Source organism: Ciceribacter thiooxidans (assembly GCF_014126615.1).
Lineage (GTDB): Bacteria > Pseudomonadota > Alphaproteobacteria > Rhizobiales > Rhizobiaceae > Allorhizobium > Allorhizobium thiooxidans.
The window spans coordinates 2439704-2465583 of the sequence record NZ_CP059896.1 but is presented as its reverse complement, the minus strand read 5'-3'; the positions used below and the strand labels follow the sequence as shown (position 1 = coordinate 2465583).

The following is a 25880-nucleotide window of genomic DNA, read 5'->3' as shown; positions in this document are numbered from 1 at the left end:
TTGACCAGCTTTGCGCGATTTTACAGAATGTGGGTCAATTTCTCTCACCGCGGGCTCTTCGTCCCACCTTCGCGGCGAACTCCAGATTAAGCAGTTCGTTTTCCTCCAAGCGATCCCATAAAGTCCTTTTGTCCCCCGAGGCCATTTGGCTGGCCCAGACAAGGAATGGGCCGTGCTTGTTCATTTGATCGTCGCGGCGTTCAACGGCGTCCATCAGTCGAATTCCTATCTGACTTTGCTCGAAGTCTTCCCACTTCCGTGAAGCGAACATAGATCGCCAGCAGCCTACCTCGGTTTCGTAAGACTGGATGGCTTCCTTCACCGCTGCAAAGTTGTCGGCTTCATGTGCGGCCATGCCCTCATCGCTGTTCTCATGACGGTGGACGATCTCCTCTTCGTCAATCTGCCGCCTTTCGCCGCTGCGTCCGAACTTGTTAATTGCGCCCGCCAGGCTCTCATCTGCCTCGCCAGTGGCCAGCTCGTACATCAGGCTGCACAGTGTCGAGAAATCGGAACCTGGGGTGGTCGTGAATTTTGGCGCGTCGAACTGCACTGCCATCCGGTATGCGTACTCGACAATGTGAGTTCGTGCCCGGTTGTCGCCAACGTAGAATGCACGCTCACCAATGCTGTCCTTATAGAGAATTAGCTCGGACGAGAAGCGAAGCTCCCCGAGTAACCGCAGCAGGTCGAAAAGTCTGACTTCAGTATGGCTGCCTTTTATAACGCGTCTGCAAGCTTCATCGTGTTGTTCGAAATCCGTGCTGATATGGTAGCCTAGCCGTTTCAACGTGAGCTCAAGCTCCCCTGATAAACTGGCTACGGCGTTAAGATCGTTCACTATCTTCTTGCGCTGCGTCGATGAGTACTCCGAACTCTTGATCGGATGGTAGTCACGGGAACAATCGTCTAGCTGTATGAGAGCGGAGTGAATCTGGGCTTCATTTCGTATCGCCAAAAGCTTGAGCACTGATGGCAACAGGTTGGATAGTCGATTGAGGTGCACACGACGCTCAGCTATCAGCTGCCTAGCTTCGACATCAGAAATATCCGCCTTTATGAACGGCATGAGGTCTGTGCTCGCCAGATAGCGGCCCACTTCCGGCGAGATGCTGGACGCAACTTCACGCCTTCGCTCGTCAGCCAGTGTCGCGGTGGCCTCATTCAGCGCTTCCAGCATCTCCTCATGCGGGATTACTTCGCCTGTCTGGATATACGGAATGATCTTGGAGATATTCGAGCGGTCCGAGTTCATTGCGAACAGATCCATGTTACGGATGATGCACACAAATTGGCTCTATGACTTGCGCTGATCAAGACGTAATTGACCACTTCGGGCAGATAGTTGACTTCACCCGGAGGCCCTGCACGTCCGGCTCCTTGTGGAGTGCCCCAGCAGCGGACGTTCCCCTCTCGACCCCCAAGCCGCCCTGCTCGGCATCCGCCCTATAACCCTGCAGATATCCGCTTCTGCTGCCGTCTCTATTCCGCCGACGCGAGCTGCCGGCGCAGCGTGGACCGCTTTGCGCCGGGAGCGGATGCACGCCGTATTGCAGATGACGGTATCGTCTTCGTATGGTCAGACAACCAAGAGGTCCATGATGATTGTTGTCATCGAAGGCATCAGCGCGGCTGGCAAGACGACTTGGTGCAGATCGCACGGCCCGTCGTATCTCATTCCCGAGACGTACCCGGCTGATCGAAAAGCTCAACCCCTGACCGGCGTAGCAACCGCTGAATACTGGACGGACTGGAATGCCAAGCGATGGGGCGATGCGCTCCAGATGGAACGCGAGAAGGGTTGTGCCATATGCGACACAGACCCCTTGAAGCTTCACTATTCGTGGTGCCTTTGCCAGCTCGGCGAACTCCCGGAACGTCAGTGGGAACTCCAACTCCAGACGACCAGAAGAGCATTCCTGGAAAAGCGGCTTGGATTCGCAGATGCCTATTTCGTCAAAGTCATCGACCCCCTGATCGCTAAGCAGCAACGCGAGGGCGACACCTCCCGAGTGCGCGACCGTTTCGACTTGCACGTTCGGTTACAACCATTCCTTATTCAGTGGTATGCACGACTGGATCAGGCAGTCGGACGCCGGGTGCGGTGGACTTTGCCAGACGAAGGGCTGCCGGCCGATGCTATTTTAAACAATGAATTCCGCTACGATATCGACGTATTCGATCGCTTCGTTTCTTCATTGGACGCCAATGCGAAATAGCCCTCGTTGCAAATGAGAGTCCTCCGGCCCCAAAGCCGTCGCCACCACCCCCGCCCTCTACTCCTCCGGCGCAAGCTGCCGGCGCAGAGCATGCAGCCGCTCGCGCATGCTGTCGATCTCCTCGATACTGCAGCCGGTGGCGATGCCGATGGATTGCATGACGTTTGCCGCCTTCTGCTGCAGGGCGGCGCCGGTTTCCGTGAGTGAGATGATCACCTGCCGCTCGTCGCCGGAGGAGCGTTCGCGGGCGACGTAGCCTGCCTGCTGCAGGCGTTTCAGCAGCGGTGAGAGCGTGCCGGAATCGAGGCCGAGGCGTTCGCCGATCGCCTTCACCGGCTGGGCGTCGTTCTCCCAGAGCACCATCATCACCAGATATTGCGGGTAGGTGAGGCCGAGCGGCTCGAGCAGCGGCTTGTAGGCCCGGTTGAAGGCGTGTGCCGCGCCGTAGATGGCGAAGCAGAGCTGGCTGTCGAGACGCGGTCCTTTTATGGCCTTCTTGTCCTGCATGATTTTACCGACCCGCAGATCGGCCCCCTTATTCGTTCGGTCCGAACGATCGGCCCGTTGTCCCCGGCTCATTCTCTCAATTTTGCGCCGGGGCTGCAATGTGCAAAAATCAATTGCACGCAATTCAATTGTTCGATATATAAATGCTGGCAAACCCGAAGACAAGGAGCAAGAACATGAGCATTCTCTATACCGCGCAGGCTTCCGCCACCGGCGGCCGCGCAGGCCGCGCCGTTTCCGACAACGGCGTTCTCGACGTGGTGCTGACCGTGCCGAAGGAACTCGGCGGCGACGGCGCCACCGGCACCAATCCGGAACAGATGTTCGCCGCCGGCTACTCCGCCTGCTTCCTCGGCGCGCTGAAGGCCGTCGCCGGCAAGGAGAAGGTGAAGATCCCGGAAGACACCAAGGTCACGGCCCGCGTCGGCATCGGCCCGCGCGACGACGGCACCGGCTTCCACATCGAGGTCGCGCTGTCGGTCAACATTCCGGGCGTCGAACGCGCGCTCGCCGAGCGCCTCGTGGCCGCCGCGCACATCGTCTGCCCCTACAGCCACGCCATGCGGACCTCGACCGAGGTTCCGGTCAGCGTCGAATAAGGCGGACGAGGGCAGGGCGGCCCGGCGCGGGCCGTCCCGACGTCCCGGTCACAGGAAAACCTTGTCTCTGGAAAGAAATGCATTATATTTCTTCCAGAGAAAGGAATGGGACCATGCTGGAAGCTCTGGAAAAACCCTCCGCGCCCGCCTCCGAAGCCACGGTCGTCACCAAGGCCGTGGTCAATGCCGCCGACCGGCTCGGCCTCAGCGCGCGCACACTGGCCGCCGTGCTCGGCCTCTCGGAGGCGAGCGTCTCGCGCATGAAGCGGCTCGACTTCAGGCTGGAGCGCGGCAGCAAGCCCTTCGAGCTGGCGCTCCTCTTCATCCGCGTCTTTCGTTCGCTCGATGCGATCGCCGGCGGCGACGAGGCCGTGGCGCGCAACTGGCTGCGCAACGAGAACACCGCGCTCGGCGCCGTGCCGGCACAGAAGATCCTCACCGTTTCCGGGCTCGTCGATGTCCTCGCCTATCTGGACGCCCGCCGCGCTCTCGTCTGAGTTTCGCGCCGTCTCGGGCGCATGGTGGCGGCTCGTCGAGGCGCAGCACCAGGTCTCGACGATGAAGCTCGTCGATACGGTCGAGGAGCAATCGCTGCTCGAAGGCCTGCTCGAGGAAACCAAGCCGGCGCTGCCGCCGGAATGCGCCGGCCTCGATTATCTCCTCGCCACACCCTTCCGCTACGGCGCCGTTTACCCCAACGGCTCGCGCTTCCGCCGTGCCGGTCGCACCCTCGGTGTCTTCTACGCCGCCGAAAGCGTGACGACGGCGCTTGCCGAAATGGCCTTCTACCGGCTGCTCTTCTTCGCCGAATCGCCCGAAACGCCGCTGCCGGCCAACGCCGCGGAATACACCGCCTTTTCCGCCCTCGTCACGACCACGCGGGCGCTCGACCTCACCGCGCCGCCGCTTGCGCGTGACGCCGCCGCCTGGGAGGACCCGGTCTCCTACGAGGCCTGTCAGGCGCTCGCCGATGCCGCGCGTGCGGCGGACGGGCAGGCGATCCTCTACCGCTCGGTGCGTGATCCCGGGCAAGGCATGAACATCGCGCTTTTGAGCGCTCGCGCCTTCGCCGCCCGTGAACCCGTCGAACGCCAGACCTGGCACATCCGCCTCGGTCGCGCGGGCGTGCAGGCGCTCTGCGAGTTCCCGCAGCGGCGGCTCGGCTTTTCCGTCGCCGATTTCGCGTCCGATCCCCGGCTCTCCCGCTTCCGGAGCGCGTAGGCGGGGCGTGCACCGCCGGCAGGGTTGCGGTTGGTGGCGCTCCCCTGACTTCTTTTGGTCTTCGCCCGTTTTTGGATGTTCCGTTCAGGTGCGCGCCGGTCTGGCCTTGCTATAACGCTCTCCGGATGGCGCGAAGTGCGCCGTCCCCTGAACCTTCAACGGACCTTCTCCATGCGCCGATTCCTCGCCGCCGCCGCGGCCCTGCTTTTCTCCGCCGATCTTGCCTTTTCGGCGACGCTCATCTTCCCGTCCGATGCGCCGGTCGCCTTGATCACCATCCCCGACAGCTGGAAGCCGGAGGAGACGGAGACCGGTGTCGACGCCGTCTCGGATGACGAGGGCGTCTATTTCTCCGTGGACGTCGCCGGCGACGACAACATGGAGACGATCATCACGGACGCCTTCAAGTATCTGGAGGAAAACGGCGTGAAGGCCGACCCAGCTACCCAGAAGGACACCAAGGACACGCTGAACGGCATGCCCTTCGAGGCGATCGACTGGAGCGGCACCGACGAGGAAGGCCCCGTCAGCATCGGCGTCGGCATTCTCGGCGTGAAGGCCGACAAGCTGCTCGTCATCACCTATTGGGGTGCGAAGGACCGGGAAGACAGGAACATGCCGGAAGTCGGCAAGATCCTCGCCTCCATCAAGGCCGCGAACTGACCGAATCCCGATCGTCGCCCTTTCCCGCCAGCCGGCGGGGAGAAGGACGCATCCCAGTCACCGCGCCACCTCGATCAATCCCTGCCGCAGGACCTGCGGGTCGGTGCTGAGCCCGGCCTCCAGTTCATCGTGCTCGCGCCGCCAGATCGGCATCGCCTCGACGAGCACGGCCATGCCGGCTTCCGTCAGTTTCAGCCGCTTGCCGCGGCGATCCTTCTCGTCCGCCACGATCGTGATCCATCCGCGCTGGGTAAGCGGCTTCAGCGCCGCCGTCAGCGTCGTGCGGTCCATCGCGAGCAGGGCCGCGACCGGCCCCATCGGCGGCGGCTCCGGGCGGTTCAGCGCCATCATCAGGGAAAACTGACCGTTCGTCAGCCCGAGCGGCTTGAAGGCGGCATCGAAGCGGCGCGCCAGGGCGCGCGCGGCGCGCTGGGCGTGGAGGCAGAGGCATGTGTCGCGGACATGAAGCGTGGTGGAAAAGGGAATCACAGGCTGATTTGACATGGGATAAATATGTTGATATCAACGTAAATGTCAAGCAAAACCACGCCCATCCGGAGGAGGAGAAGATCATGGAACATCCTGTCGTATCCCGCGAAGAATGGCTGGAGGCGCGCCGCGCCCTTCTGCTGAAGGAAAAGGAAGCGACGCATCTGCGCGACCGGCTGAATGCCGAGCGCATGGCCTTGCCCTGGGTCAAGGTCGACAAGGACTACGTCTTCGACACGCCGTCGGGGCCGAAAACGCTCGCCGCGCTCTTCGACGGCCGCAGCCAGCTGATGATCTACCATTTCATGCTCGGCCCGGACTGGCAGGCGGGCTGCACCGGCTGCTCGTTCATCGCCGATCATCTGGACGGCACGCTGCCGCATCTGAACCATCACGACGTGACGCTGGTCGCCGTCTCGCGTGCGCCGCTCGAAAAGATCGAGGCCTACAAGCGCCGCATGGGCTGGCATTTCCCGTGGGTGTCGTCCTTCGGCACCGACTTCAACCGCGACTATCACGTGTCCTTCGATCCGGAGGAGCTCGCCTCCGGCAAGGTCTTCTATAATTTCACCGCAATGCCGGCGGAGGATGCCGGTACCGAGCTTCCGGGCCTCAGCGCCTTCTACCGCGATGCCGACGGCACCGTCTTCCATACCTATTCGAGCTATGCGCGGGGACCGGAAGAACTGATCGGCACGCTGATGATCCTCGACCGGGCGCCGAAGGGGCGCAACGAGAGAACGACGATGGACTTCGTCCGTCGCCACGACGAATACGACGGAAAGCCGCGCGCCGCCGCGTCCTGAGCCGTCCACATCTGCAGGCATCTTTTGTGAAACCCCATCGAGGAGGATGAGGCCATGATGGAACTCGCAGTACCGCAGCAGGAACACTACTTTCTCGAAAAGCTTCTCGGCGACTGGGTCGTCACCTCGGCCACCGGCAACGAGGATTGCGGGCCCGAAAGCCCGGATGACCGATGGACCGAGACGGTCCGCACCTTCGACGGCCTCTGGTATGTCGCCGAGGGCCACGGCAAGATGCCGGACGGGCGCCCGGGCTCGGCCCTGATGACGCTCGGCTACGATCCGCAGGCCGGCCACTATGTCGGCACCTGGGTCGGCTCGATGATGACCAAGCTCTGGGTCTACAAGGGCTGGATCGAGCCCGATGGCAAGACCCTGACGCTCGAGGCGGAGGGGCCGGACTTCACCGACCCGGCGAAGACGGCGATCTATCATGACGCCATCACCTTCGTCGACGACGACACGCGCCGCTTCACCGCCAGCGTCCGCCAGCCTGACGGCACTTTCCAGACCTTCATGACGAGCGAAATGCAGAGACAATCCTGAGCACTCCCGAAGAAGGAAAAGACAATGCAAGGCAAATTCGTCTGGTACGAACTGATGACCAATGACGTTCCGGCCGCCGCCGCGTTCTATCGGGACGTGATCGGCTGGGAAGCAAAGGCGTTCGACGGCGCCACAGCGCAAGGAAGCGCCTATACCGTCTTCAACATACCGGGCCGCGAGATGGGCTCGGCCGGGCTCATGGCGATCACGCCCGAGATGGCACAGAACGGCGCGATGCCGCAATGGTACGGCTACGTCGCCGTCGACGACGTCGATGCCAAGGCGCGCGAATTTGTCGAGAACGGCGGCCGCGTCCTGATGCCGGGGACCGATATTCCCGGCATCGGCCGCTTCGCCGTCGTCGCCGATCCGCACGGCGCGGTCCTCGACGTCTTCAAGCCGAACATGCCGGAAGGGCCGTTGCCGGAGGAGCCTCCGCCGATGTCGCCCGGAACCGTCGGCTGGCACGAGCTGATGGCCGGCGACGGCAACGAGGCCTTCGACTTCTATGCCCGCATGTTCGGCTGGACGAAGGGCGAGCCCTACGACATGGGCGCAATGGGCGTCTACCAGCTCTTCGCCCATGACGGCATGGATATCGGCGGCATGATGACGAAAACGCCGGACATGCCGCATCCCTTCTGGAGCTTCTACTTCGTCGTCCCGGAGATAGACGCGGCGATGAAACGGGTGACCGACGCCGGCGGAACGGTGTTGTCCGGCCCGATGGAGGTTCCCGGCGGCGCCTGGGTCATCCAGTGCCGCGATCCGCAGGGCGCCTTCTTCGCACTCGTCGCGGGCAAGCGCTGACCTCCGGAGGCGCCGTGACGGCCGCTTCCTCTCCCCTGGCAGGAGAGGAAGCGATTTCGGCATCTTAGTGAAGCTAAGTGCCAGAAATCGCAGGTGAGGGGGCATCTAGGTATCCGACCCCCTCACTTGGAATTTCTAACACTTAGCTTTCAGCTAAGATGTTGAAATTCCATTCTCCCCCGCCAAGGGGGAGAAAAGCGCCCTCCGCCACCCTTTCTCACCCCTTGGTCTTCATCCGCTGGCGCACCAGATGGGCGGCGAGCGTCCAGGCGAGTGCCCAGCCCGCGCCGATCGACCAGCCGGCCAGCACGTCCGTCGGATAGTGCACGCCGAGATAGACGCGGCTTGCGCCGATGAGGACGGTGAGGAAGATCGCCGAGCCGAGATAGAGCACCTTCTGGCTCCTCCGCTCCGCCATTTCGGCAAGCAGCGCCCCGAGCGTCAGGTAGACGACGGCCGAGACGGTCGCGTGCCCGCTCGGAAAGCTTGCGGTGAAGACGCGCGCCACGCCGGTGAGTTCGGGACGGGGGCGGTCGTAGAAGGATTTGAGCGTCGTGCTCAGGATCGTCCCGCCGATCACCGAGAAGGTGACGAACCAGCCGGTCCGCTGTCGTCCGATGAGGAAGAGGTGGATGACGACGACCAGCACGAGGATGGTCAGTACCGAGAAGCTGCCGAGCGACGTCACGTCGCGGGCGGCCTCCTCGAGCCAGGGCGGGCCGATCGGATCGGAAGGGTTCCCCGGCGTGCGCAGTGCCATCAGCACGCCCTCGTCGAGGCCGAGCGTCTCGCCTTCGCTCACCTCGTCGGCGATCATGCCGAAGGCTGAAAGCAGGCCGGCGACGACGGCGCCGGCGGCATAGGGGTAGAGCGAACCGTTGTTGATGCGAAAGGCCATTCGTCTCCTCGTCTTCGCTTGCCTGAGCCCGAACCTGCAGATGGCGGCGAATGGCGGGGAGGTCAAGTCCGTGCCGCCGCCTGCCGTTCACCGGGACACGGATTTGCGCTATGTCTGCGGGCAAGGGCAAGGGGGAGGACGACGGCATGCTGAAGACGATCGCACAATCGCTGGCCTTCGGGCTCGTCGGGCTCATCGGCCTGCCGATCCTGACGGGCATCCTGGCCCTCTCGCTCGGCTATCTCTTCGATCCGCGCTGCGGCACGCCGGGCGATTCCGGCGGCTGCGAAATGGGGGCGGCCACCGCCGCCGTCGCCATGGCGCTGCCGGGCTTCGTGATCGGCGTCGGCATTGCCCTCTTCGGGGCGTGGCGTCGCCGCAAGGCCTGACGGCCTCACACGCCGCCCATCTCCGGCTCCGGCGGCTTCGCCGGCTCGCGCACCTCGGTCATCGTCGCTTCGGTTAGCAACAGGATGCCGGCGACGGAGACGGCGTTTTCGAGCGCCACCCGCACCACCTTGGTCGGATCGATGATGCCCGCCTCCATCAGGTCGACATATTCCCGCCGGCCGGCGTCGAAGCCATAAGCGCCGGAGCCCTGCAGCATCCGGTCGACGACGACGCCGTCATCCACCGCCGAGTTGAGGGCGATCTGCCGGGCAGGGGCCTCCAGCGCCCGCTTGAGGATCTGCACGCCCGTGCGCTCGTCGCCCGCGCATTTTTCTTCTTCCGCCGCCACCGCACCGATGCAGCGGAGCAGCGCCAGCCCGCCGCCCGGTACGATGCCTTCCGCGACCGCCGCCTTGGTGGCGTTGATCGCGTCCTCGATCGCGTCCTTCTTCGCCTTCATCTCCGCCTCCGCCGGCGCCCCGACGCGGATGACGGCGACGCCGCCGGAGAGCTTGGCGAGCCGTTCCTCGAGCTTCTCCCTGTCGTAGTCGCTGGTGGTCTTGTCGATCTGTCGGCGGATTTCCTCGATGCGGCCCTTGATCCGCGCCGGATCGCCGGCGCCGCCGACGATGGTCGTGGTCTCCTTGTCGATGACGACGCGGGCGGCCGAGCCGAGCTCTGCGAGCGTCACGTTTTCGAGCTTGGCGCCCGTCTCTTCCGAGATGACCTGCGCGCCGGTCAGCACCGCGATATCTTCCAGCATCGCTTTGCGCCGGTCGCCGAAGCCCGGCGCCTTGACCGCGCAATTGTGGAAGGTGCCGCGGATCTGGTTGACGATGAGGGTCGCGAGCGCCTCGCCCTCGATGTCCTCGGCGATCACCAGGAGCGGCCGGCCCGACTTGGCGATCTGTTCGAGCAGCGGCACGAGGTCCATCAGCGCCGAGATCTTGCGGTCGAAGAGGAGGATGCGGGCGTCTTCGAGCACCGCTTCCATGTCCTCCGCGCTGGTGACGAAATAGGGCGAGATGTAGCCGCGGTCGAACTGCATGCCCTCGACGACGTTGAGATGGGTTTCCGTCGTCTTCGCCTCCTCGACGGTGATCACGCCGTCGTCGCCGACCTTCTCGATCGCCTCGGCGATGAGCGCCCCGATCGCCTCGTCGTTATGGGCGGAGATCGCCGCCACCTGCTGCTTTTCGCGCGTCGTGGCGACCGGCCGCGACAGCGTCTTCAGTGCATCGACCGTGCATTTCGTCGCCCGGTCGAGACCGCGCTTGATGTCGATGGCGCTCGCGCCCGCAACCACGTTGCGCAGGCCTTCGGAAAAGATCGCATGCGCGAGGATGGTCGCCGTGCTGGTGCCGTCGCCGACCATCGCCCCGGTCTTTTCCGCCGCTTCCCGGAGCATCCGCGCGCCGAGGTTCTCCTCGGCGTCCTCGAGGTCGAATTCCTTGGCGATCGTCACGCCGTCGTTGCAGACGATCGGCACGCCCCACTTCTTCTCGATCAGCACCGATTTCGAACGCGGGCCGAGCGTGATCCGCACCGCATCAGCGAGTAGGCTTGCCCCGCGCAGGATTTTCGCGCGGGCTTCGTCACGAAAGAGAACCTGTTTATGCGCCATGCCGGACGTCCTCGAATTGCCGGCGGGACGAAGCCCGGCGCCGGCGGCTGCGGGAAAGTCTGTTACATCAGCGCTTTATAACATTAGCCTTCGTCGAAGAACATTGATCCTGATCAGGTGGGAGGAGAGCCGTCGTCGGCCACGGGCGCGAAGGCGCGTCCGGCCCACGCCTCGAAGCGCCGGGCAAGGCCGAGCGCCAGCCAAAGGTTGAGATAGACGAGGACCGTCGCGGCAATCGACCAGGTGGCCGTCGGGCCGGGCGAAATCGCGCCCGACCGGGCGAGGGCGAAGAGCGCATAAAGGCAATAGGGGAGAGCAAGCAGGCTGGTGATGATGAAGGGGCAATAGCCGCGCCACAGGATCGTCTGGCCGATATGGACGAGGAGGTGGAACAGGAAGGCGGCGAGCAGCCCCGCCCAGAGGTCGTGCAGCCCGAAGGCGATCGCCGCATAGGTGAGCGCCGTTAGGATGAGGAATTCCTCCACGACCGCGACGGTGAAGGCCGAGGTCGAGAGGCTGCCGTAGAGCGGCAGGACCTTTGCCGCGACGGCCGGAAAGCGGCGCTTCATCGCCGGGCCGTTCTTCGCCAGCCACGGCTTCAGCATGATGATTTCCTCGAACTCGTGCAGCATGAAGACGACGGGAAACAGTCCCATCAGCATGTCGTTCGTCATCGCCCCGGCTCTCCCGCCCTTGTGCTTTTCAAGCGATCATAGACCAACGGCATCGGCCCGGCACGTCGGCCCCGAGCGGCCTCCTGTCGCAGAGGTTGCGGCCGGGTCTTTTCGTTGCGGTTTTTCCACCAGAAGTCGATTGTTAACATTCCCCCGCTAAAGAAGGGGCGGGGAATGCGCCCGTGCGCGGCGCGGAATGCGACCGGGGGCATCAGGACCATGGAAAAGCACCTCTTCGGGCTCGACGGGCTCAGGTTTCTCGCGGCGATCGCCGTGGTCGGTTTCCATTTCCTCTTCCGCGGCGGGGCGGCTGGCGACCTGCCGCAGATGCCGCTGCCGGAGATGCTGAAGAGCGCCGCCGCCTACGGCTATCTCGGCGTCAGCATCTTTTTCATCATCAGCGGCTTCGTCATCCTCTATTCCGCCGAAGGCCGAACGCCGCTCGAATTCTTCGTCTCGCGTTTCGTCCGCATCTATCCGACCTTCATCGTGATGATGACGGTCACCGCGCTCGTCGTCGTCGCCGCCGCCAATCCGCGCTTCGAGGTCAGCCTCGGGCAGTACGGGGCCAATCTCATGGTCTTCTCGCTGCTCCTCGGCGAACCCTTCGTCGACGGCGCCTATTGGTCGATCGTGCTCGAACTCGTCTTCTACGGCTGGATCTTCCTGCTGCTCGTCATCCGGCGACTGGACGATATCGAGACGATCGCGTTCGGCTGGCTGGCGCTCTCCTTCGCCAACGAGGCCTTCTTCCAGGTCCGCCTGCTGCAGGATGCGCTGATCACCGAGTATAGCGGCTTCTTCGTCGCCGGCATTGCGTTCCAGCGTCTCGGCAAGGGCGTCACGTCGGCGCGGCTTCTGCTCCTCGGCCTCTCGCTCTCCTACGGCGTCTTCACCTCGCTTCGCGCCGCCGCCTGGTTCGAGGCGGAATACGGCAGTGCGCTGTCGCGGCCGGTGGTTGCGGCCGCCGTTCTCGGCGGGGCGGCGCTGTTTGCGCTCATCGCCCGCGTGGATCTGCCGCGCCGGTTCTGGGGACCGCTGAAGCTCGCCGGCGGCGCCACCTATCCGCTCTATCTCGTCCACCAGCATGTTGGCTATGTCGCGATCCCGCCGCTCGCCGCCTTCCTTCATCCTGGTGCGGCGATCCTCGTCGCGGCCGCCGGCATCCTCGCCTTCGCCTTCGTCTATCACGTGCTGGTGGAGCGCTCCGCCATGCCGGCTCTGAGGGCACGGCTTTACCGCCTCCTGCAGCCGCTCGCCCCGGCGCTCGACCGCCAACCGTCGTGAGATGTCGTCGAAAAAGACTCGCTAAGATTGATGAATGAAAAACAAATACAACTAAAAAGTTTACGCGACGCCACTTGTTTGCTATGCCTTTGCCAGTCAAACGGAGGGCGCGACCATGTCGGTATTCAGCAGTGAAGGCAAGGAAGGCGGCAGCGACGGCAAGGAAGGCAAGGACGATGCCGCCCGGCTGGCCGGGATCGAGGCGATCAGCCTCCCCATGGAACGGTTCGGCAGGGGAAAGCCGGATTTCAAGCGGCACTTTTTCCGCGTCGACCTGAAGCAGAATCCGGATGCATCCGCCGAACTCCTGCGCAAGAGCGACGAATACTGGCAGGCGGCCTCCGATTACGGCCTCCTGGACTCGGTGACGCGGCTTCCCGACGGGTCGGTGCATCTCGTCCTGTCGCTGAAGGAGGAGGGTGAGATCAAGGACCTCGTTGCCGGCGATCCGGGTGTCGAGGCGGGCGCCTTCTCGCTCGGCGGGCACGCGAAAATCTGAGACCCGCGATGCGCGACGGTCCCGGCGACGAGCGGATTGTCCTGCTGCTGAATCTCGGCGGGCCGTTCGAGGGCTTCCTGCGCGAAGGCCTCGCACGGCGGGGCCTCGCAAGCCTCTCCCTCGATACCGACGCGATCGTCCTCGGCGACATCCATGTTCCGATCGGCGATCCGGCGGCGGGCGAGGGCTGGATTCGCCCGCGGGGTGCGACGCAGCCGCTTTTCCTGAGCAAGGTCGTCGGCACGCTTGCCGGGATGGAGCCCGGTATATCCAGAGACCTTTTTTCCGCCTGCGAGCGCGCCGCCGTCCTGCACATGTTGCGCATGGCCTGCGGCACGCCGCTTAACCGAGGCTCCTCCGGCAGCGCCTCTGCCTACATGGTCTCGCTGCCGGAACAATGGGCCCGCTGCGCACGGGCGGGGCTTGCCTGCCCCGAATGGCGGGTCCATGTCGGCGGCGCGCTTCCCGACGGCTGGCTCCGCCTCTCCGGCATCTACGACCGCTCGCTCAGGCGGATCGACGACGTCCCCGACACGGAGGACGAGGTTCGGCTGGCGGTCCAAGTACCCCGCGGTGCGGCGGCGTGCTGCGCCTTCGCCGGCGATGTGCTCGAGCTTTTCCGTCCCGAAGGCGATCGTCTTGTGCATATGCATCTGCCGGACCGGCCGCGCGAGGACGTTGCGGCACTGGTTGCCGCGGTGCGACACGTTTTCGGCATCGATTACGGCGAGCTGGTCTTCAGCTATCTCGGCCGACCGGTCTTCTGGTCGGTCGTCCCGCAGCTTTCCCCGGACATTCTGGAAGGCCCGGCGGGCGAAAACCTCGTCGACGCCCTGGCCGACATGGTGAGCCGATGACGGTGCTCTTTCGCGACGGCTGGACGGATCGCATGCGCCGGGCGCGGCAGTCCGGAGACGCGCCGCCGGAGGATTTCGGGGCGCAGGCGAACGGTGCGCCCTTCGTCATCAGCGTCAGCGGCGATCCGACGGCCGCGGCCTTCCACAAGCGGGTCACCGATGAGGGCCTGCCGCTGCGCTGGGTGACGATCGAGGCGGTGGCGGAGGGCCGGTTACCCCTTGTGGTGCTGGCCGAATGGATCGCCGCGGCGCCGGGCGTCTACATGCGCGACGGCTGGGCCACCGATGCCGGCGGCCACGCCCTGCGCGCCGTCGTCGCCGCCCTTTGCGATGCCCACCCGAACGTCATCCGCGCCGAGGAACGTAGCACCAACTGGTGCAAGCCGCTCCACGTCGCCGCGCTCGCGGCGGTGCCGCGCCGGGTGGTGCAATTGCCGCCGACGCTGATGACGACCCGCCATGCGCTCGCCGGCCGGGTGATCAAGAACTGCAGTTCCGCCCCGAGCTTCGTCCTCGACGGCGACACGCTCTCCGACGTCTCCGAGCCGGTGCTATCGCAGGCGCGGCTCCGCGGTCGGGAGCTCCGCGTCCACGTGCTCGACGGCGTCTGCTTTGCGGTCGAGGTGGTGACGACGGCGCTCGACTACCGCAAGGAGGGCGGCGCCGAAATGCGGCCGGCGGCGATCGACGCGGCACTTGCCGCCGACCTCTGCGACCTGACCGAGGCGGAAGGGCTGCGCTTTTCCGGCATCGACCTCATCCTGACCGGGGAGGGGCCCTTCGTTATCGAGGTGAACCCCATGCCCGGCTACCACGGCTACGACCTCGCCCCCTGGGGCGAGGAAAGTATCACCACCCGTCTCTACAACCGATTGTCGAGGGTGCCATGAAATACCGGATCACCGATGAGACCCGCCGGCTCGAAAGCGGCGAGATCCTCCACCGCATCGTCCGCACGGACGGCGGAAGCGGCGGCTTCGTCCAGTCGGAAAACAACCTGTCGCAGGCCGGCACCTGCTGGCTGCACGGGGATTCGCTCGCCTATGGCGAAGCGCGCGTCGAGGAGGACGCGCAGGTTTACGGCACCGTCTCCGGCTCCGCCGTCGCCCGCGGCCATGCGGCGATCCACGGCCGCCTCTTCGGCCATGCCGTCGTCGAGGGCGACGCGAAAGTCTATGGCAATGTCGGCGGAAGCCACCACATCGGCGGCGACGAGGTCATCTACGGCAATCTCGACTGAGGCCGGGGAGCGGCGCTCTCTACCGTTTCAGGCTACCGAGGATGCCGCGCACCAGCGCCCGGCCGACGGAGGTCGCGACCGAGCGCGCCGCGCTCTTCATCGCCGCCTCGATCACCGATTCCCGCTGGTAGCCGGAGCTGCGGCGGGTGCCGTTCTTCGCCGTTTTGGTTTGCTCTTCGGTCTCGCCGCCGAAGCCCGGCAGCGTCCAGCGGCCGCCGGCATTGTCCTTCTTCTCTTCCTCGGCACGGCGGGCGGTTTCCGCCTCTGCCGCCTTGCGCGCCCGTTCGGTGAGGATCTCGTAGGCCGATTCCCGGTCGACATCCTTGTCGTAGAGGCCGGAAACCGGGCTTACCGCCATCAGCTGCTGGCGCTCGGCCGGCGTGATCGGCCCGAGCCGCGAGGCCGGCGGGCGGACGAGCGTGCGCTCGACCATCGAGGGAATGCCCTTGCCCTCCAGCGTCGAGACCAGCGCCTCGCCGGTGCCGAGCGCGGTGATGGCGCTCTGGCAGTCGAAGGCGGGGTTGGGGCGGAAGGTCTCCGCCGCCGTCTTTACCGCCTTCTGCTCGCGCGGCGTATAGGCCCTGAGCGCGTGCTGCACGCGGTTGCCGAGCTGGGCGAGCACCGTTTCCGGTACGTCGAGCGGGTTCTGGGTGACGAAATAGACGCCGACGCCCTTGGAGCGGATGAGCCGAACCACCTGCTCGATGCGGTCGGTGAGCACCTTCGGCGCGTCGTCGAAGAGCAGGTGCGCCTCGTCGAAGAAGAAGACGAGTCGCGGCTTTTCCGGATCGCCGACCTCCGGCAGTTCCTCGAAGAGTTCCGAGAGCAGCCAGAGCAGGAAGGTGGCGTAGAGCCTCGGGTTCATCATCAGCTTGTCGGCGGCGAGCACCGAGATCATGCCGCGGCCGTCGCTCGTCGTGCGCATGATGTCGGAGATCGCGAGCGCCGGCTCGCCGAAGAAGTTCTCCGCTCCCTGCTGCTCGAGGATCAGGAGCCCCCGCTGCAGCGAGCCGACGGAGGCCTTGGAGATCAACCCGAACTGGCTCGAAAGCTCGCTCGCGTGCTCGCCCATGTAGTTCAGGAGCGCCTGCAGGTCTTTGAGATCGAGGAGCGGCAGCCCGCCCTGGTCGGCGATCTTGAAGGCGATGTTCAGCACGCCCTCCTGCGCCTCCGAGGCATCCATCAGCCGCGAGAGCAGGAGCGGCCCCATCTCGGCGATGGTGGTGCGCACCCGGTGGCCCTGTTCGCCGTAGAGATCCCAGAAGATCACCGGCGAGGCGCGGAATTCGTAAGGGGAGAGCCCGATCGTCTCGGCGCGCTTCAAAAGGAAATCCTTCGCCTCGCCCTTCATGGCGATGCCGGAAAGGTCGCCCTTGATATCGGCGCAGAAGACCGGCACGCCGGCTTCGGAGAAGCTTTCCGCGAGGATCTGCAGCGTCACCGTCTTGCCGGTGCCGGTCGCCCCGGTCACCAGCCCGTGGCGATTGCCGAACTTGAGCTCCAGATATTCCGGCTTGTTGAGGCTGTCGTCGGGGTTACGGCTGGTGCCGATGAAAAGCTTTCCGTCAACAAGCATGGGGCCTCGTCTTTCGCGGGGAGGGCAGCGCCCGGCATTCCCGCATTCATCCAAACAACTGGTTGTAACTATAAGGATAGTATGGAACATGACAACTGCCCGGCACGTCTCCGGCGCGGCTGCGGCGGCGCGACGAAAAAGCCTGTGGGGAGCGGCCCCGGCGCTTGAGTTCGCAAGCGGAATTAATTACGTTGACGTTCACGTCAGAATTTCAAACGGAGGCAGACCATGAATGAACTCGTAAACCGCATCGCCAACAATGTCGGCATCGACGCGGATGTCGCCGAAAAGGCGGTCGGCATGATGCTGGGCTTCCTCCAGCGCGAGGCCGCCGACGGCCCGGTCGCCAAGATGATCGAGGCCATCCCCGGCGCCGTCGACCTCGTCGCCAAGCACAACGGCGAAGGCGAGGGCAAGGGCCTGCTCGGCGGGCTGATGAGCGCAATCGGCGGCGGCGGCATCATGGGCCTCGGCCAGCAGCTGATGTCGCTCGGCCTCGGCATGGGCGAGATCACCTCGCTCTCGCGCGAAACCATCGCCGCCGCCCGCGAATACGCCGGCTCCGACGTCGTCGACGAAGTCGTCGCCTCCGTCCCGGGCTTGAGCCAGTTCGTCTGAGACGGGCGGAAACCTCCCGGAATGAACGAAGCCGCCGGCGCGATCCGGCGGTTTTTTTGTTGGTGGGGGTGGATAACAGATGCCCAGAACTCCTTGAGAGGAATTTCCGCCCATATTGTTATAGTCGGCGCTTTTTTCCGGGTGGAGGCGCTGTCTCAATTAGGCTCTTCCTGTCGAGCGCCATATCGAGAATATCCGACTTGCCGCCTCGGGACATGCATGCGCTGATTCGCAAAGTCTTCTCAGCCCTACTAGAGCCTAGATAGATATTCGAGATGAAGCGGCGTCGTATCCCATCTCCGGCATCGAGCGTAGCCTCACTGGCGTCGACATGTATCAGAAAAACGGTATCGAACTGTAATCCAGCGACGTATTCCGGCATGCTGAAGATAAAGCGTTTGCCGGCGTGGCGAAGCTCTGAAGACGGCTCGCGGCTGGTAATAGGCAAGTATTTGCCTGGAAACTGTCCACTCGCTGCGATGAGATACGTATCGAATTGATCGTCGCCGGCACATAGTACAGCGACCCGTCGGCCTCCCCCATGGATTGAACGAGCAACCTTATGCGCATCATTGAAGACTGTGCTGAACAGACTGACCTCGTCTGGAAAAACGGTCAAATCAGGGACGCTTCCACTCTCTAGCTCCGCTTTACCGGAATAGGCGTCCCACTCGCCGGGAATGTCTATCGCTGGGAAGGTTGCATCGAGATCAGCGAGAAACTCGGCGATCTGCGGTGTGTACCTAAAAATGCGCTCCAATTTCACAAGCTCGGAGCCCTGCAGTCCTGTGGAGGCGCTAAACAAATTCTGATCTCCGTCGCCATAGGTCGCGAAGGTGTCCCTCGGACTCTGTTTGAGATCGTAGGCCATAAAGATTGCCGGGCGCTTCGGGCGTCCATCCTCTTCGACATTTCGCTTGATGAGTTTGTGTAGGATCTGCCTTTCCACTGAAGTGAACAGATGGAGTTCATCAACGAACAGGACGTCGTAACCATCACGGCTCCGGATGCGGTCCCACCGATTAGAGTCCAGAAAGGAGTTGAAGTCGCCGATCATCTGATCAACACTTAGCGTATTCATCTCGCCGAGGTGCTTGCGGTAGCGTCGATGGATTTCGAGAACGAAACGGCGGTCCGCTTCCGTATGAAGCTGCATAAGCCACGCCGGGCGAGGAGCGGTGCCTTTGGCGTATCGTTCCCCTTTTTCCTCTCCGGAACGAACACCTTCAGCATCAAGCACACTTGCGAACTCGTTCATCACCTCGGCAATCAGCCGCTTGTCGCCTCCCGAGGCCGCTGCGCTCCATCGCTGTTTGATGTCCGGCGATACGTCCTGGAACTGGGCCCCCGCAATATTCGAATTGGCGAGCTCCCTTAGAACCGTTTCAATAAGCTCGGATTGCAGCCGTCTGCCCTCGCGCCCATCCAAGGAGAGAGGAATAAGTTGGTCCAATTCAAAGTTTAGATGCTTGTGCGCGAGATCATAGAGTGTGCGCACTTCCAGCTTCACGTTCTTGCCTGATGCATAGAACAACCCGGTCGTATCTAGGCTCTCACCGATAGAGTTGACTAGATCTACTGAGGCGAAGCTATGGGTCAGAAAGCCAAACTTCATCGGGCGATGATCTGATTCGGCCGCGATCGCGTCGCGCAAGAACTTGATGACCAAAGACAGGGTCTTACCGGTGCCGGCGGAACCCCTCAGACGAACAGGCCCATCATGAGGTTTGTCCACGAATTGTCGTTGCTCAACTGTCAACTTAGACGTGTACCATTGATCAAGAGTCGCTCCCTGTATAAAGCCCTGAGGGAGGCGCTGACTCAGCGTTATTCCCGCTCGCGATTCCATCGGAGTAGGCTCATGCGCCGTGAGGACGGCCTGCGCCAGATCCGCCTTCGCCGCGTCGTAAATATCGAGGTGCAAATCAAGATTTGAAAAGGCGACAGTGTCGTCTAGTCGGGAGAAGGCGAACAGATCCTTGGAGCCCCTCGGCCTTATGTTGAAGTGGAGTCTAGCTCGCCAGCCATAATTGCGCGGGGTTGCTTGTATAGAGAGAAAGCTACCTTCGTGATGTTTTCTCCAGCTAGTCGGGATGCTGACGCTGTCAGTATATATTGATCTGGCTGTAGTAATAATCCGTTCAAGTGTCGCCGCGCGTGATGGAGCGTCAGAGAATACGCCCTCAGCGCCAAGGTTTATGACTATTACAGGGCAATCGTCACTCTCAAGTTCGCGCTCAAGAAAATAAACAATATTGCCGACGACAACGCGTTTTATGTTGTTCTCATGTTCCGGAAGTCCAAAATGATTGAACCATTCGTCTGATATTGAAAATTGGTTTAATCTAAACAAAGTCTTCGGAGTTAAGACGATTGCCTTCACTTATGTTCTCCCGAAAATTTCGCAACAATATCATCTATGGCTAATGAACTTAGCGCGGTCACATCGTCAGGAAGGCCAATTCGAGAATATTGTTGCGAGAATAGTTGAAGGACTTTGACGCGATACAATTCTGTCAGCTTGGCAACGCGCACGGCAGTCACCCTAGTCCCTTGGCTTTTAGACATCTGTTCGCTGGTAGCTGTGAAATAGTTGTGCTCCGGCACTGTATATATGCGACGCATACGAATGACGAAGCCAACCGACTGCTCGTCAATAAGATCGCTGATGAAGAAGTGCCCTTCTCCCATCGCCTTTTTGGCGCTGCTAATCTGAGTACGCGCATAGCCAGCCGGGTCAGCGGCTGCGTGGCACAACTGCTGAAAGCGCATGATGGCATCCTGCCCAGCATCCAGGCAAACCGCCAGCCGCTTCAGTTCTCGACCTAGCTGCTCCACTTGGCCTTTCTTAAGCCCATTATGCATCGCGATTGACGAACTCACCTTCTCAACCCCGGCTGTGGTCAGCCAATCGTGCAATGCCGTGGCGTCGTCGTCATTTGCGAGCTTGAGAATGGCCTGCGTGCTAGCCGCAATGACTTCGTGCATGTAGCTAGGCGCCCAGAAGAAGCGAAGATAGTCGTAGAACGAATAGATGGGAAGGAGTGCGATAACGCCATCGGTCTTTCCGTGCATCAAATCGCAATCGGCGTTAATGATCACACCCAGATCTGGGCCAGTCTCACCATCTGGCCACTCGAATCTCACGATATCGCCCTGCGATGTCGGTGTGACTTGCGAAACCCTCTCTGTCTCTCGTTGTACCCTCACGTTCAACCCAGCCAATTCTTGTTCAAGACCGCAACCTGTTGGGGAGGACTGCCCTTGATCTGTGTAGCATCCGCGCTTTTGAAAGACTACATTCGAGTAGTGGTGCGTTTAGAGCGTCCCCTACTAATGGCAATGGCACCTAATCGAACTTGCACACACCCCATCCGATCAAGCCCCCATCAATCCCACTCGGGCGCCAGATGCGCCGGATTGACGATCCTCCCGTCGGGACGGGCGAGCGCGGAGATCGCGTCCATCTCCTGCGCGTCGAGGTGGAAGTCGAAGACGGCGAAGTTTTCGGCGATCCGGCTTTCCGTCGCCGTCTTGGTGAGTGCCACCACGCCCTGCTGCTGCACCAGCCAGCGCAGCGCCACCTGCGCCGCCGTCTTGCCGTGGCGGGCGCCGATGTCCTGCAGGAGCGGCTCCTTCGGCACGCGCCCGTCGGCCATCGCGTAATAGGCGGTGATCGCCATGCCGTAGGAGCGGGCGGCGGCGATGACCTCGGTCTGGTCGAGATAGGGGTGGTATTCCACCTGGTTGGTGACGATCGGTGCCTCGGAGAGCGCCACCGCCTCGCCCATCAGCGCGCAATTGTAGTTGCTGACCCCGATATGGCGCACCTTGCCGGCCTTCACCACCTCGTTCAGGCAGCCGATCTGCTCGGCGAGCGGCACCGGGCTCTTCGGCCAGTGCAGGAGCAGGAGGTCGACATAGTCGGTCCGGAGCTTCTTGAGACTCTCGTCGACGGAGGGCAGGAAATCCTTGCGCGCGAAGCGGTCCACCCAGACCTTGGTGGTGAGGAATATCTCCTCGCGGGGAATGCCGGAGGTGGCGATCACGTCGCCCACTTCCGCCTCGTTGCCGTAGATCTGCGCGGTGTCGACATGGCGGAAGCCGGTCTTGAGCGCGAGCGGCAGGATGCGGATCACGTCGGGTCCGGGCATCCGGAAGGTGCCGAAGCCGAGGGCGGGAATGGCGGCGCCGTTGGCGGAAACGATCTGCATGGGCTTCTCCGTTGTATTGCGGCATCGAGCGGCAAGGGGCGATCGTCGCGGTTTTCAACCGCCGGATCAAGGCCGCCGCCCGTCAGGGTTGAGACTTCGCGACAATGCGAAAGGTTCCGTTTACGCCGTTTTAAGCAGGACGGCCGAAGAGCGCTTGTCTTCACTTAAGATTAAGGGGCTTTACCTCCAATGCCTGTGAGATTGGAGTGATGTATATGTCTCTTTCGGCCAGATTTCTTTCCGTTTTGCTTCTTCTTCTCGTGTCCGCGGGTGCCGTCAGTGCCGCCGAGTGGGTCGCCGCCAAGGTGAGCCAGCCGGTGCAGTATACGCTCGACAACAAGAGCTGGACCGCCGTCACGGTGGGCACGACGATCCCGAACAAGGCGCTGGTCGTCACCGGCGCGCGCGGGCGGCTGGTCCTCACCCGCAACAAGGAGAGCATCACCTTCCAGCCGAACAGTCTGGCCTCGATCACCACATCGGGCTTCTTCGTCCGCAAGACCGAGGTCGCCCAGCAATACGGGTCGATGCTCTTCGACATCGAGACGCGCAACAAGCCGCATACCTCGGTGCAGACGCCGTTCCTCGCGGCCGTCGTCAAGGGCACGAAGTTCGAGGTCAAGGTCGATCGCACCAAGGCCTCGGTCGGCGTCGAGCGCGGCCTCGTCGAGGTCACCGGCTTCGCCCGCGGCGAGCAGACCCATGTGAGCCCGGGCCAGAGCGTCACCGTCGATCCGAAGAGCCGCCGGGCTATGCGGGTGCAGGGCGTTGGACCGAAATACGCCGTCGTTTCCGCGGCGCCGAAGGCGGCCAGGGTCGCCGTCCTCGGGCCGAAGAGCCCGGCCGCCATCGCGGCGGCCGCCGAGAAGACGAACAAGGCCGAAAACACCGGCAATACCGGCAGTACCGCCAGCGGCGAGACTGCGACGACGACCGGCAACGGCAATTCGGGCAACGGCTCGGGCGGCAATTCCGGCAAGGGCAGTTCCGGCAAGGGCGGTTCCGGCGGCAACGGTAACGGCAACGGGAATGCCGGTGGCAACGGCAATGGCGGAAACGGCGGTGGCAAGGGCGGTGGCAATGGTGGCGGTCACGGCGGCGGCCACGATGACCACGGCAACAAGGGTGGCGACGATGACCATGGTCACGGCGGCCACGGCAAGAAGCCCCCGAAACGCGGCTGATGGTCATGGGGGCACTGCGCAGGCTGACACGGAGACTGGGACGGGCGGGCACCTACAGCGTGCTCACCGCGCTCCTTCTCCTCGTCATGCCGTTGGCGCTGCCCCCGCTCGGCGTCCTGAAGGGCGTCGATCTCTTCCTGAATGAATGGCGTGCCGCCGCGGCGCCGCGCGCGGCGGGCGGCAAGTTCGTCTTCGTCGCCATCGACAAGGCGAGCCTCGATCAAATCGGCGTCTGGCCCTGGCCGCGCGATGTTCATGCGCAAGTCATCGACCGGCTGGTCGCGGCCGGCGCCGCCGATATCTTCCTCGACATCGATTTCAGCACCCGCTCCACCGCTGCGGCCGACGCCCGGCTCACAAAGGCGCTCGCCGATGCCGGCGGCGGCGTCGCGCTGCCCGCCTTCGTGCAATACCGCGCAGCCGCCGACGAGACGCCGGAGACCGTGGTCTCCCGTCCGCTTTCCGATTTCGAGGCGAATGCCTGGCTCGCCGCCGCCAATGTTGCCGCCGATGCCGACGGCGTCGTGCGCGATCTGCCTCTCGGCGTGACGCTCGACGGTCAGGTGGTGCAGTCGGTCGCAGCCCTGCTTGCCGGCGAACCGGAACCGAGTGCGGCAAGCTTCGGCATCGATTTCTCGATCTCGCCGGCGAGCGTTCCGGTCTTTTCCGTTTCCGATCTGCTTTCCGGCCGGGTGCCGGCGGATGCGCTCGCCGGTCGCTCGGTCGTCGTCGGCGCCTATGCGGCCGAGCTGAAGGACGTCTTCGCCGTGCCCGTCTACGGCCTGCTCGGCGGCCCGATGCTGCATATCCTCGGCGCCGAGACGCTGTTGCAGGATCGCGTTCCGGTCCCCCTCGATCCGACGCCCTATGCGGTCGCCATCGCCGGCCTCCTCGTTCTGTCGATCCGTTCCGGCCGGCCGCTCTCCGGCTGGCTCTTGCTGCCACTTCTCGGCCTGACGGCGGCCGCGGTCGAAGGCGCGGCCTTCTACCTGCAGCAGCGCTATTCGCTCGTCCTGCCGTCCGCGGGCATTGAGCTCGTGCTCGCGACCGGCCTGCTGCTCTACCTGATCGAGCATGTCGACATCGGCAACTGGCTCGCCGCGCTGGCGCAGGTCGAGAGCCGCAATTCGCAGACGCTTCTCCGTCGTGTCATCGACGACAGCGTCGACGGTGTCGTCATCCTCGACCACCAAGGCCGCCTCGTCGAAGTCAGCCGGTCCGCCGAGACGATCTTCGGCCCCGGCCTTCATCGCGCGCTCGTTTCCGATTTCTCGGCCAATGCGCCGCTTCCCATGCAGGCGGCACTCGAAAGGGCGCGCCGGCAGAAGGGCGAGGCGGGGGCGCTCCCCGTCGACTTCGAACTGGAATTGCGGGAAGCCGCAGGCCATCGCCATCTCGAGGGTCATGTCGCCATCTCGCTCCTCGAAACCGCGGAGGAGGCCGCCGACCCTGCCGATGTTCCCTACGTCGCCTGCGTGACCGTGCGCGACGTCACCGCCAAGCGCGCCTACGCGGAAAAGCTGAAGGCGCTCTCCCAGTATGACGAACTGACCGGCGCGCTTCGCCGCGACGAGCTCGTCCGCCGCATGGATGCGGTTGCTTGCGACGACTGGTCGGTCTTTGCGATCAACCTCCACCGTTTCGCGGCGATCAACATGGTCCTCGGCCGCTCGACCGGTGACGATCTCCTGAAGGCGGTGGTGATGCGGCTTAAGGAGAACGCGCCGCGCGGCGCGCTGGTCGCCCGCAGCGAAGGCGACGGCTTCTCCGTCGCCGTGCCGTCTGCGGCGCTCGCCATGCCGCCGGCCGAATTCGCCGAGCACCTGATCGGCCTTCTGTCGCGCGCCTTCGTGCTCGGTCCTTCGGTCGCCGAGATCGGTGCCCGCATCGGCATCTGCGTCTCGGGCGAAGGCCGCGATCCCGCCGGCCTCGTCGCCGGGGCGGAAGCAGCACTCGACCACGCCCGCAAGAGCGTCGGCTCCGGCTACAGCCTCCATGATTCCGACGAGGCGCGCCGCCAGATTCGCGCCCGCGCGCTGGAGGCGGAGATGAAGGGCGCGCTCGCCGCCGGCCAGTTCTTCCTCCTCTACCAGCCGCAGGTGGAGCTCGCCCGCGGCAGCCTCACCGGGGCCGAGGCGCTGGTGCGCTGGCGCCATCCGGAATTCGGCGTCGTCCCGCCCTTCGAATTCATCGAGATCGCCGAGGCGAGCGGCTTCATCTGCGAACTCGGCGCCTTCGTGGTCGAGGAAGCCTGCCGGCAGGCGATCACCTGGCCGGAGGCGCTCAGCGTCTCGGTCAACGTCTCGCCGCTGCAGTTCACCCGCATGGATATGGTGGCGGTCGTCCGGAAGGCGCTTTCCGAAAGCGGCCTTTCGCCCGAACGCCTGCACCTCGAAATTACCGAATCGGCCTTCCTCGACGTTTCCGACGAGATCCTCGCCCAGCTCGCCGCATTGCGCGCGCTTGGCGTGAAGATCGCGCTCGACGACTTCGGCACCGGCTATTCCTCGCTCGGCTATCTCGCCCGCTTCCCGCTCGATTTCATCAAGATCGACCAGTCCTTCGTCCGCCGGCTTGCGACCGACCCGGCGAGCCTGACGATCGTCGGCGCCGTCAAGTCGCTCGCCGCCGGCTTCGGCGCGCGCGTGGTCTGCGAAGGCATCGAGGGCGAGACGGAATGGCAGATGCTCGCCGCCATGGGCTGCGAGGAAGGGCAGGGCTACTATTTCGGCAAGCCGCAGCCGGGCGAAGACATCCGCCTCGCCGCCGCCCGCGTCCCCGACCGCAAGCGGGCGTGAGGGCTTCCACGGTTGCTGAAAGGCTCGTCTTTTTGATGCGGCTCCACATCCTCCGTCACCCCGGACCTGATCCGGGGGCCAGCAACGGCGCGTCTGCGCCGTGAAAGAGTCCTTTCGCGATCAAGGACTTGATCGCACTGGATGCCGGCTCGGTGGCCGGC

General features: G+C 63.7%; 27 protein-coding genes. 17 read left to right on the top strand and 10 right to left on the bottom strand.

Going from position 1 to position 25880, the window contains the following annotated elements:
- Positions 1 to 34 precede the first annotated feature (34 nt).
- On the bottom strand, positions 35 to 1255 hold the full coding sequence (locus tag H4I97_RS12045) for a hypothetical protein (RefSeq protein WP_182304891.1): 1221 nt from the start codon (positions 1253 to 1255) through the stop codon (positions 35 to 37).
- A gap of 343 nt (positions 1256 to 1598) precedes the next feature.
- On the opposite strand from H4I97_RS12045, the gene H4I97_RS12040 reads away from it, so the two are divergent.
- Positions 1599 to 2219 carry a hypothetical protein gene (locus tag H4I97_RS12040; protein ID WP_182304890.1) on the top strand — a complete coding sequence of 207 codons (621 nt, stop codon included), beginning with the start codon at positions 1599 to 1601 and terminating at the stop codon, positions 2217 to 2219.
- A gap of 57 nt (positions 2220 to 2276) precedes the next feature.
- Here H4I97_RS12040 and H4I97_RS12035 read toward each other — a convergent pair whose 3' ends face one another.
- Positions 2277 to 2726, bottom strand: coding sequence for a MarR family winged helix-turn-helix transcriptional regulator (locus tag H4I97_RS12035; protein WP_182304889.1), 450 nt, complete (start codon positions 2724 to 2726; stop codon positions 2277 to 2279).
- 176 nt (positions 2727 to 2902) lie between these two features.
- On the opposite strand from H4I97_RS12035, the gene H4I97_RS12030 reads away from it, so the two are divergent.
- The 4 genes from H4I97_RS12030 (at position 2903) to H4I97_RS12015 (ending at position 5209) form a co-directional block, all read left to right on the top strand.
- Positions 2903 to 3325: an organic hydroperoxide resistance protein gene (locus H4I97_RS12030; protein WP_182304888.1), complete on the top strand. Its 423-nt coding sequence runs from the start codon at positions 2903 to 2905 to the stop codon at positions 3323 to 3325.
- A 113-nt stretch (positions 3326 to 3438) separates the two neighbouring features.
- Positions 3439 to 3822: an MbcA/ParS/Xre antitoxin family protein gene (locus tag H4I97_RS12025; protein WP_182304887.1), complete on the top strand. Its 384-nt coding sequence runs from the start codon at positions 3439 to 3441 to the stop codon at positions 3820 to 3822.
- A complete protein-coding gene (locus H4I97_RS12020) occupies positions 3782 to 4546 on the top strand; it encodes an RES family NAD+ phosphorylase (protein WP_182304886.1) in 765 nt (254 codons plus the stop codon). Before H4I97_RS12025 ends, H4I97_RS12020 begins: the two co-directional genes overlap by 41 nt.
- Positions 4547 to 4717: 171 nt before the next feature.
- Positions 4718 to 5209: a beta-propeller domain-containing protein gene (locus tag H4I97_RS12015; RefSeq protein ID WP_182304885.1), complete on the top strand. Its 492-nt coding sequence runs from the start codon at positions 4718 to 4720 to the stop codon at positions 5207 to 5209.
- Between the two features lie 57 nt (positions 5210 to 5266).
- On the opposite strand, the gene H4I97_RS12010 is transcribed toward H4I97_RS12015, so the two are convergent.
- Positions 5267 to 5713, bottom strand: a complete 447-nt coding sequence (locus H4I97_RS12010) for a MarR family winged helix-turn-helix transcriptional regulator (RefSeq protein WP_182304884.1) — start codon at positions 5711 to 5713, stop codon at positions 5267 to 5269.
- 68 nt (positions 5714 to 5781) lie between these two features.
- Between H4I97_RS12010 and H4I97_RS12005 the strand changes: the two genes are divergently transcribed.
- Genes H4I97_RS12005 through H4I97_RS11995 form a run of 3 tightly spaced genes read left to right on the top strand, consistent with a single transcriptional unit; the run spans position 5782 to position 7860 of the window.
- Positions 5782 to 6504, top strand: coding sequence for a DUF899 domain-containing protein (locus H4I97_RS12005; RefSeq protein WP_182304883.1), 723 nt, complete (start codon positions 5782 to 5784; stop codon positions 6502 to 6504).
- Between the two features lie 57 nt (positions 6505 to 6561).
- Complete coding sequence (locus tag H4I97_RS12000) at positions 6562 to 7050, top strand: DUF1579 domain-containing protein (protein WP_182307624.1); 489 nt, start codon at positions 6562 to 6564, stop codon at positions 7048 to 7050.
- Between the two features lie 24 nt (positions 7051 to 7074).
- The gene (locus H4I97_RS11995) at positions 7075 to 7860 is read left to right on the top strand and encodes a VOC family protein (protein WP_182304882.1); all 786 of its coding nucleotides are present in this window, start codon (positions 7075 to 7077) and stop codon (positions 7858 to 7860) included.
- A gap of 217 nt (positions 7861 to 8077) precedes the next feature.
- On the opposite strand, the gene H4I97_RS11990 is transcribed toward H4I97_RS11995, so the two are convergent.
- A complete protein-coding gene (locus H4I97_RS11990) occupies positions 8078 to 8758 on the bottom strand; it encodes a phosphatase PAP2 family protein (RefSeq protein WP_182304881.1) in 681 nt (226 codons plus the stop codon).
- Positions 8759 to 8868: 110 nt separating this feature from the next.
- On the opposite strand from H4I97_RS11990, the gene H4I97_RS11985 reads away from it, so the two are divergent.
- Positions 8869 to 9147, top strand: coding sequence for a hypothetical protein (locus tag H4I97_RS11985; protein ID WP_182304880.1), 279 nt, complete (start codon positions 8869 to 8871; stop codon positions 9145 to 9147).
- A gap of 5 nt (positions 9148 to 9152) precedes the next feature.
- Here H4I97_RS11985 and groL read toward each other — a convergent pair whose 3' ends face one another.
- Complete coding sequence (groL, locus tag H4I97_RS11980; protein WP_182304879.1) at positions 9153 to 10772, bottom strand: chaperonin GroEL; 1620 nt, start codon at positions 10770 to 10772, stop codon at positions 9153 to 9155.
- Between the two features lie 113 nt (positions 10773 to 10885).
- On the bottom strand, positions 10886 to 11446 hold the full coding sequence (locus H4I97_RS11975; RefSeq protein ID WP_182304878.1) for an HXXEE domain-containing protein: 561 nt from the start codon (positions 11444 to 11446) through the stop codon (positions 10886 to 10888).
- A 219-nt stretch (positions 11447 to 11665) separates the two neighbouring features.
- Between H4I97_RS11975 and H4I97_RS11970 the strand changes: the two genes are divergently transcribed.
- The 5 genes from H4I97_RS11970 to H4I97_RS11950 all read left to right on the top strand — a co-directional run bounded on the left by H4I97_RS11970 (position 11666) and on the right by H4I97_RS11950 (position 15329).
- Positions 11666 to 12733: an acyltransferase family protein gene (locus tag H4I97_RS11970; protein WP_182304877.1), complete on the top strand. Its 1068-nt coding sequence runs from the start codon at positions 11666 to 11668 to the stop codon at positions 12731 to 12733.
- 115 nt (positions 12734 to 12848) lie between these two features.
- Positions 12849 to 13232, top strand: coding sequence for a hypothetical protein (locus H4I97_RS11965; protein WP_182304876.1), 384 nt, complete (start codon positions 12849 to 12851; stop codon positions 13230 to 13232).
- Between the two features lie 8 nt (positions 13233 to 13240).
- Complete coding sequence (locus H4I97_RS11960; RefSeq protein ID WP_182304875.1) at positions 13241 to 14089, top strand: hypothetical protein; 849 nt, start codon at positions 13241 to 13243, stop codon at positions 14087 to 14089.
- Complete coding sequence (locus H4I97_RS11955) at positions 14086 to 14979, top strand: ATP-grasp domain-containing protein (protein WP_182304874.1); 894 nt, start codon at positions 14086 to 14088, stop codon at positions 14977 to 14979. Before H4I97_RS11960 ends, H4I97_RS11955 begins: the two co-directional genes overlap by 4 nt.
- Positions 14976 to 15329 carry a hypothetical protein gene (locus tag H4I97_RS11950; RefSeq protein WP_182304873.1) on the top strand — a complete coding sequence of 118 codons (354 nt, stop codon included), beginning with the start codon at positions 14976 to 14978 and terminating at the stop codon, positions 15327 to 15329. The genes H4I97_RS11955 and H4I97_RS11950 overlap by 4 nt, the downstream gene beginning before the upstream one ends.
- A 19-nt stretch (positions 15330 to 15348) precedes the next feature.
- On the opposite strand, the gene H4I97_RS11945 is transcribed toward H4I97_RS11950, so the two are convergent.
- Complete coding sequence (locus tag H4I97_RS11945) at positions 15349 to 16905, bottom strand: helicase HerA-like C-terminal domain-containing protein (protein WP_182304872.1); 1557 nt, start codon at positions 16903 to 16905, stop codon at positions 15349 to 15351.
- A 228-nt stretch (positions 16906 to 17133) separates the two neighbouring features.
- Here H4I97_RS11945 and H4I97_RS11940 point away from each other — a divergent pair, with 228 nt between their 5' ends.
- Complete coding sequence (locus H4I97_RS11940) at positions 17134 to 17523, top strand: hypothetical protein (RefSeq protein ID WP_182304871.1); 390 nt, start codon at positions 17134 to 17136, stop codon at positions 17521 to 17523.
- A gap of 118 nt (positions 17524 to 17641) precedes the next feature.
- Here H4I97_RS11940 and H4I97_RS11935 read toward each other — a convergent pair whose 3' ends face one another.
- From H4I97_RS11935 to H4I97_RS11925, 3 genes are all read right to left on the bottom strand, one after another.
- Positions 17642 to 19906: a UvrD-helicase domain-containing protein gene (locus H4I97_RS11935; RefSeq protein ID WP_182304870.1), complete on the bottom strand. Its 2265-nt coding sequence runs from the start codon at positions 19904 to 19906 to the stop codon at positions 17642 to 17644.
- The gene (locus H4I97_RS11930) at positions 19903 to 20670 is read right to left on the bottom strand and encodes a hypothetical protein (RefSeq protein WP_182304869.1); all 768 of its coding nucleotides are present in this window, start codon (positions 20668 to 20670) and stop codon (positions 19903 to 19905) included. Before H4I97_RS11930 ends, H4I97_RS11935 begins: the two co-directional genes overlap by 4 nt.
- 242 nt (positions 20671 to 20912) lie before the next feature.
- Entirely contained in the window at positions 20913 to 21737 is an 825-nt protein-coding gene (locus H4I97_RS11925) for an aldo/keto reductase (RefSeq protein WP_182304868.1), read from the bottom strand.
- Between the two features lie 209 nt (positions 21738 to 21946).
- Between H4I97_RS11925 and H4I97_RS11920 the strand changes: the two genes are divergently transcribed.
- Together H4I97_RS11920 and H4I97_RS11915 are read left to right on the top strand one after the other, a co-directional pair.
- Positions 21947 to 22921 (top strand): FecR domain-containing protein, encoded by a 975-nt coding sequence (locus H4I97_RS11920; protein ID WP_244658775.1) that lies wholly within the window; start codon positions 21947 to 21949, stop codon positions 22919 to 22921.
- On the top strand, positions 22921 to 25719 hold the full coding sequence (locus tag H4I97_RS11915) for an EAL domain-containing protein (protein ID WP_182304867.1): 2799 nt from the start codon (positions 22921 to 22923) through the stop codon (positions 25717 to 25719). The genes H4I97_RS11920 and H4I97_RS11915 overlap by 1 nt, the downstream gene beginning before the upstream one ends.
- Positions 25720 to 25880 lie beyond the last annotated feature (161 nt).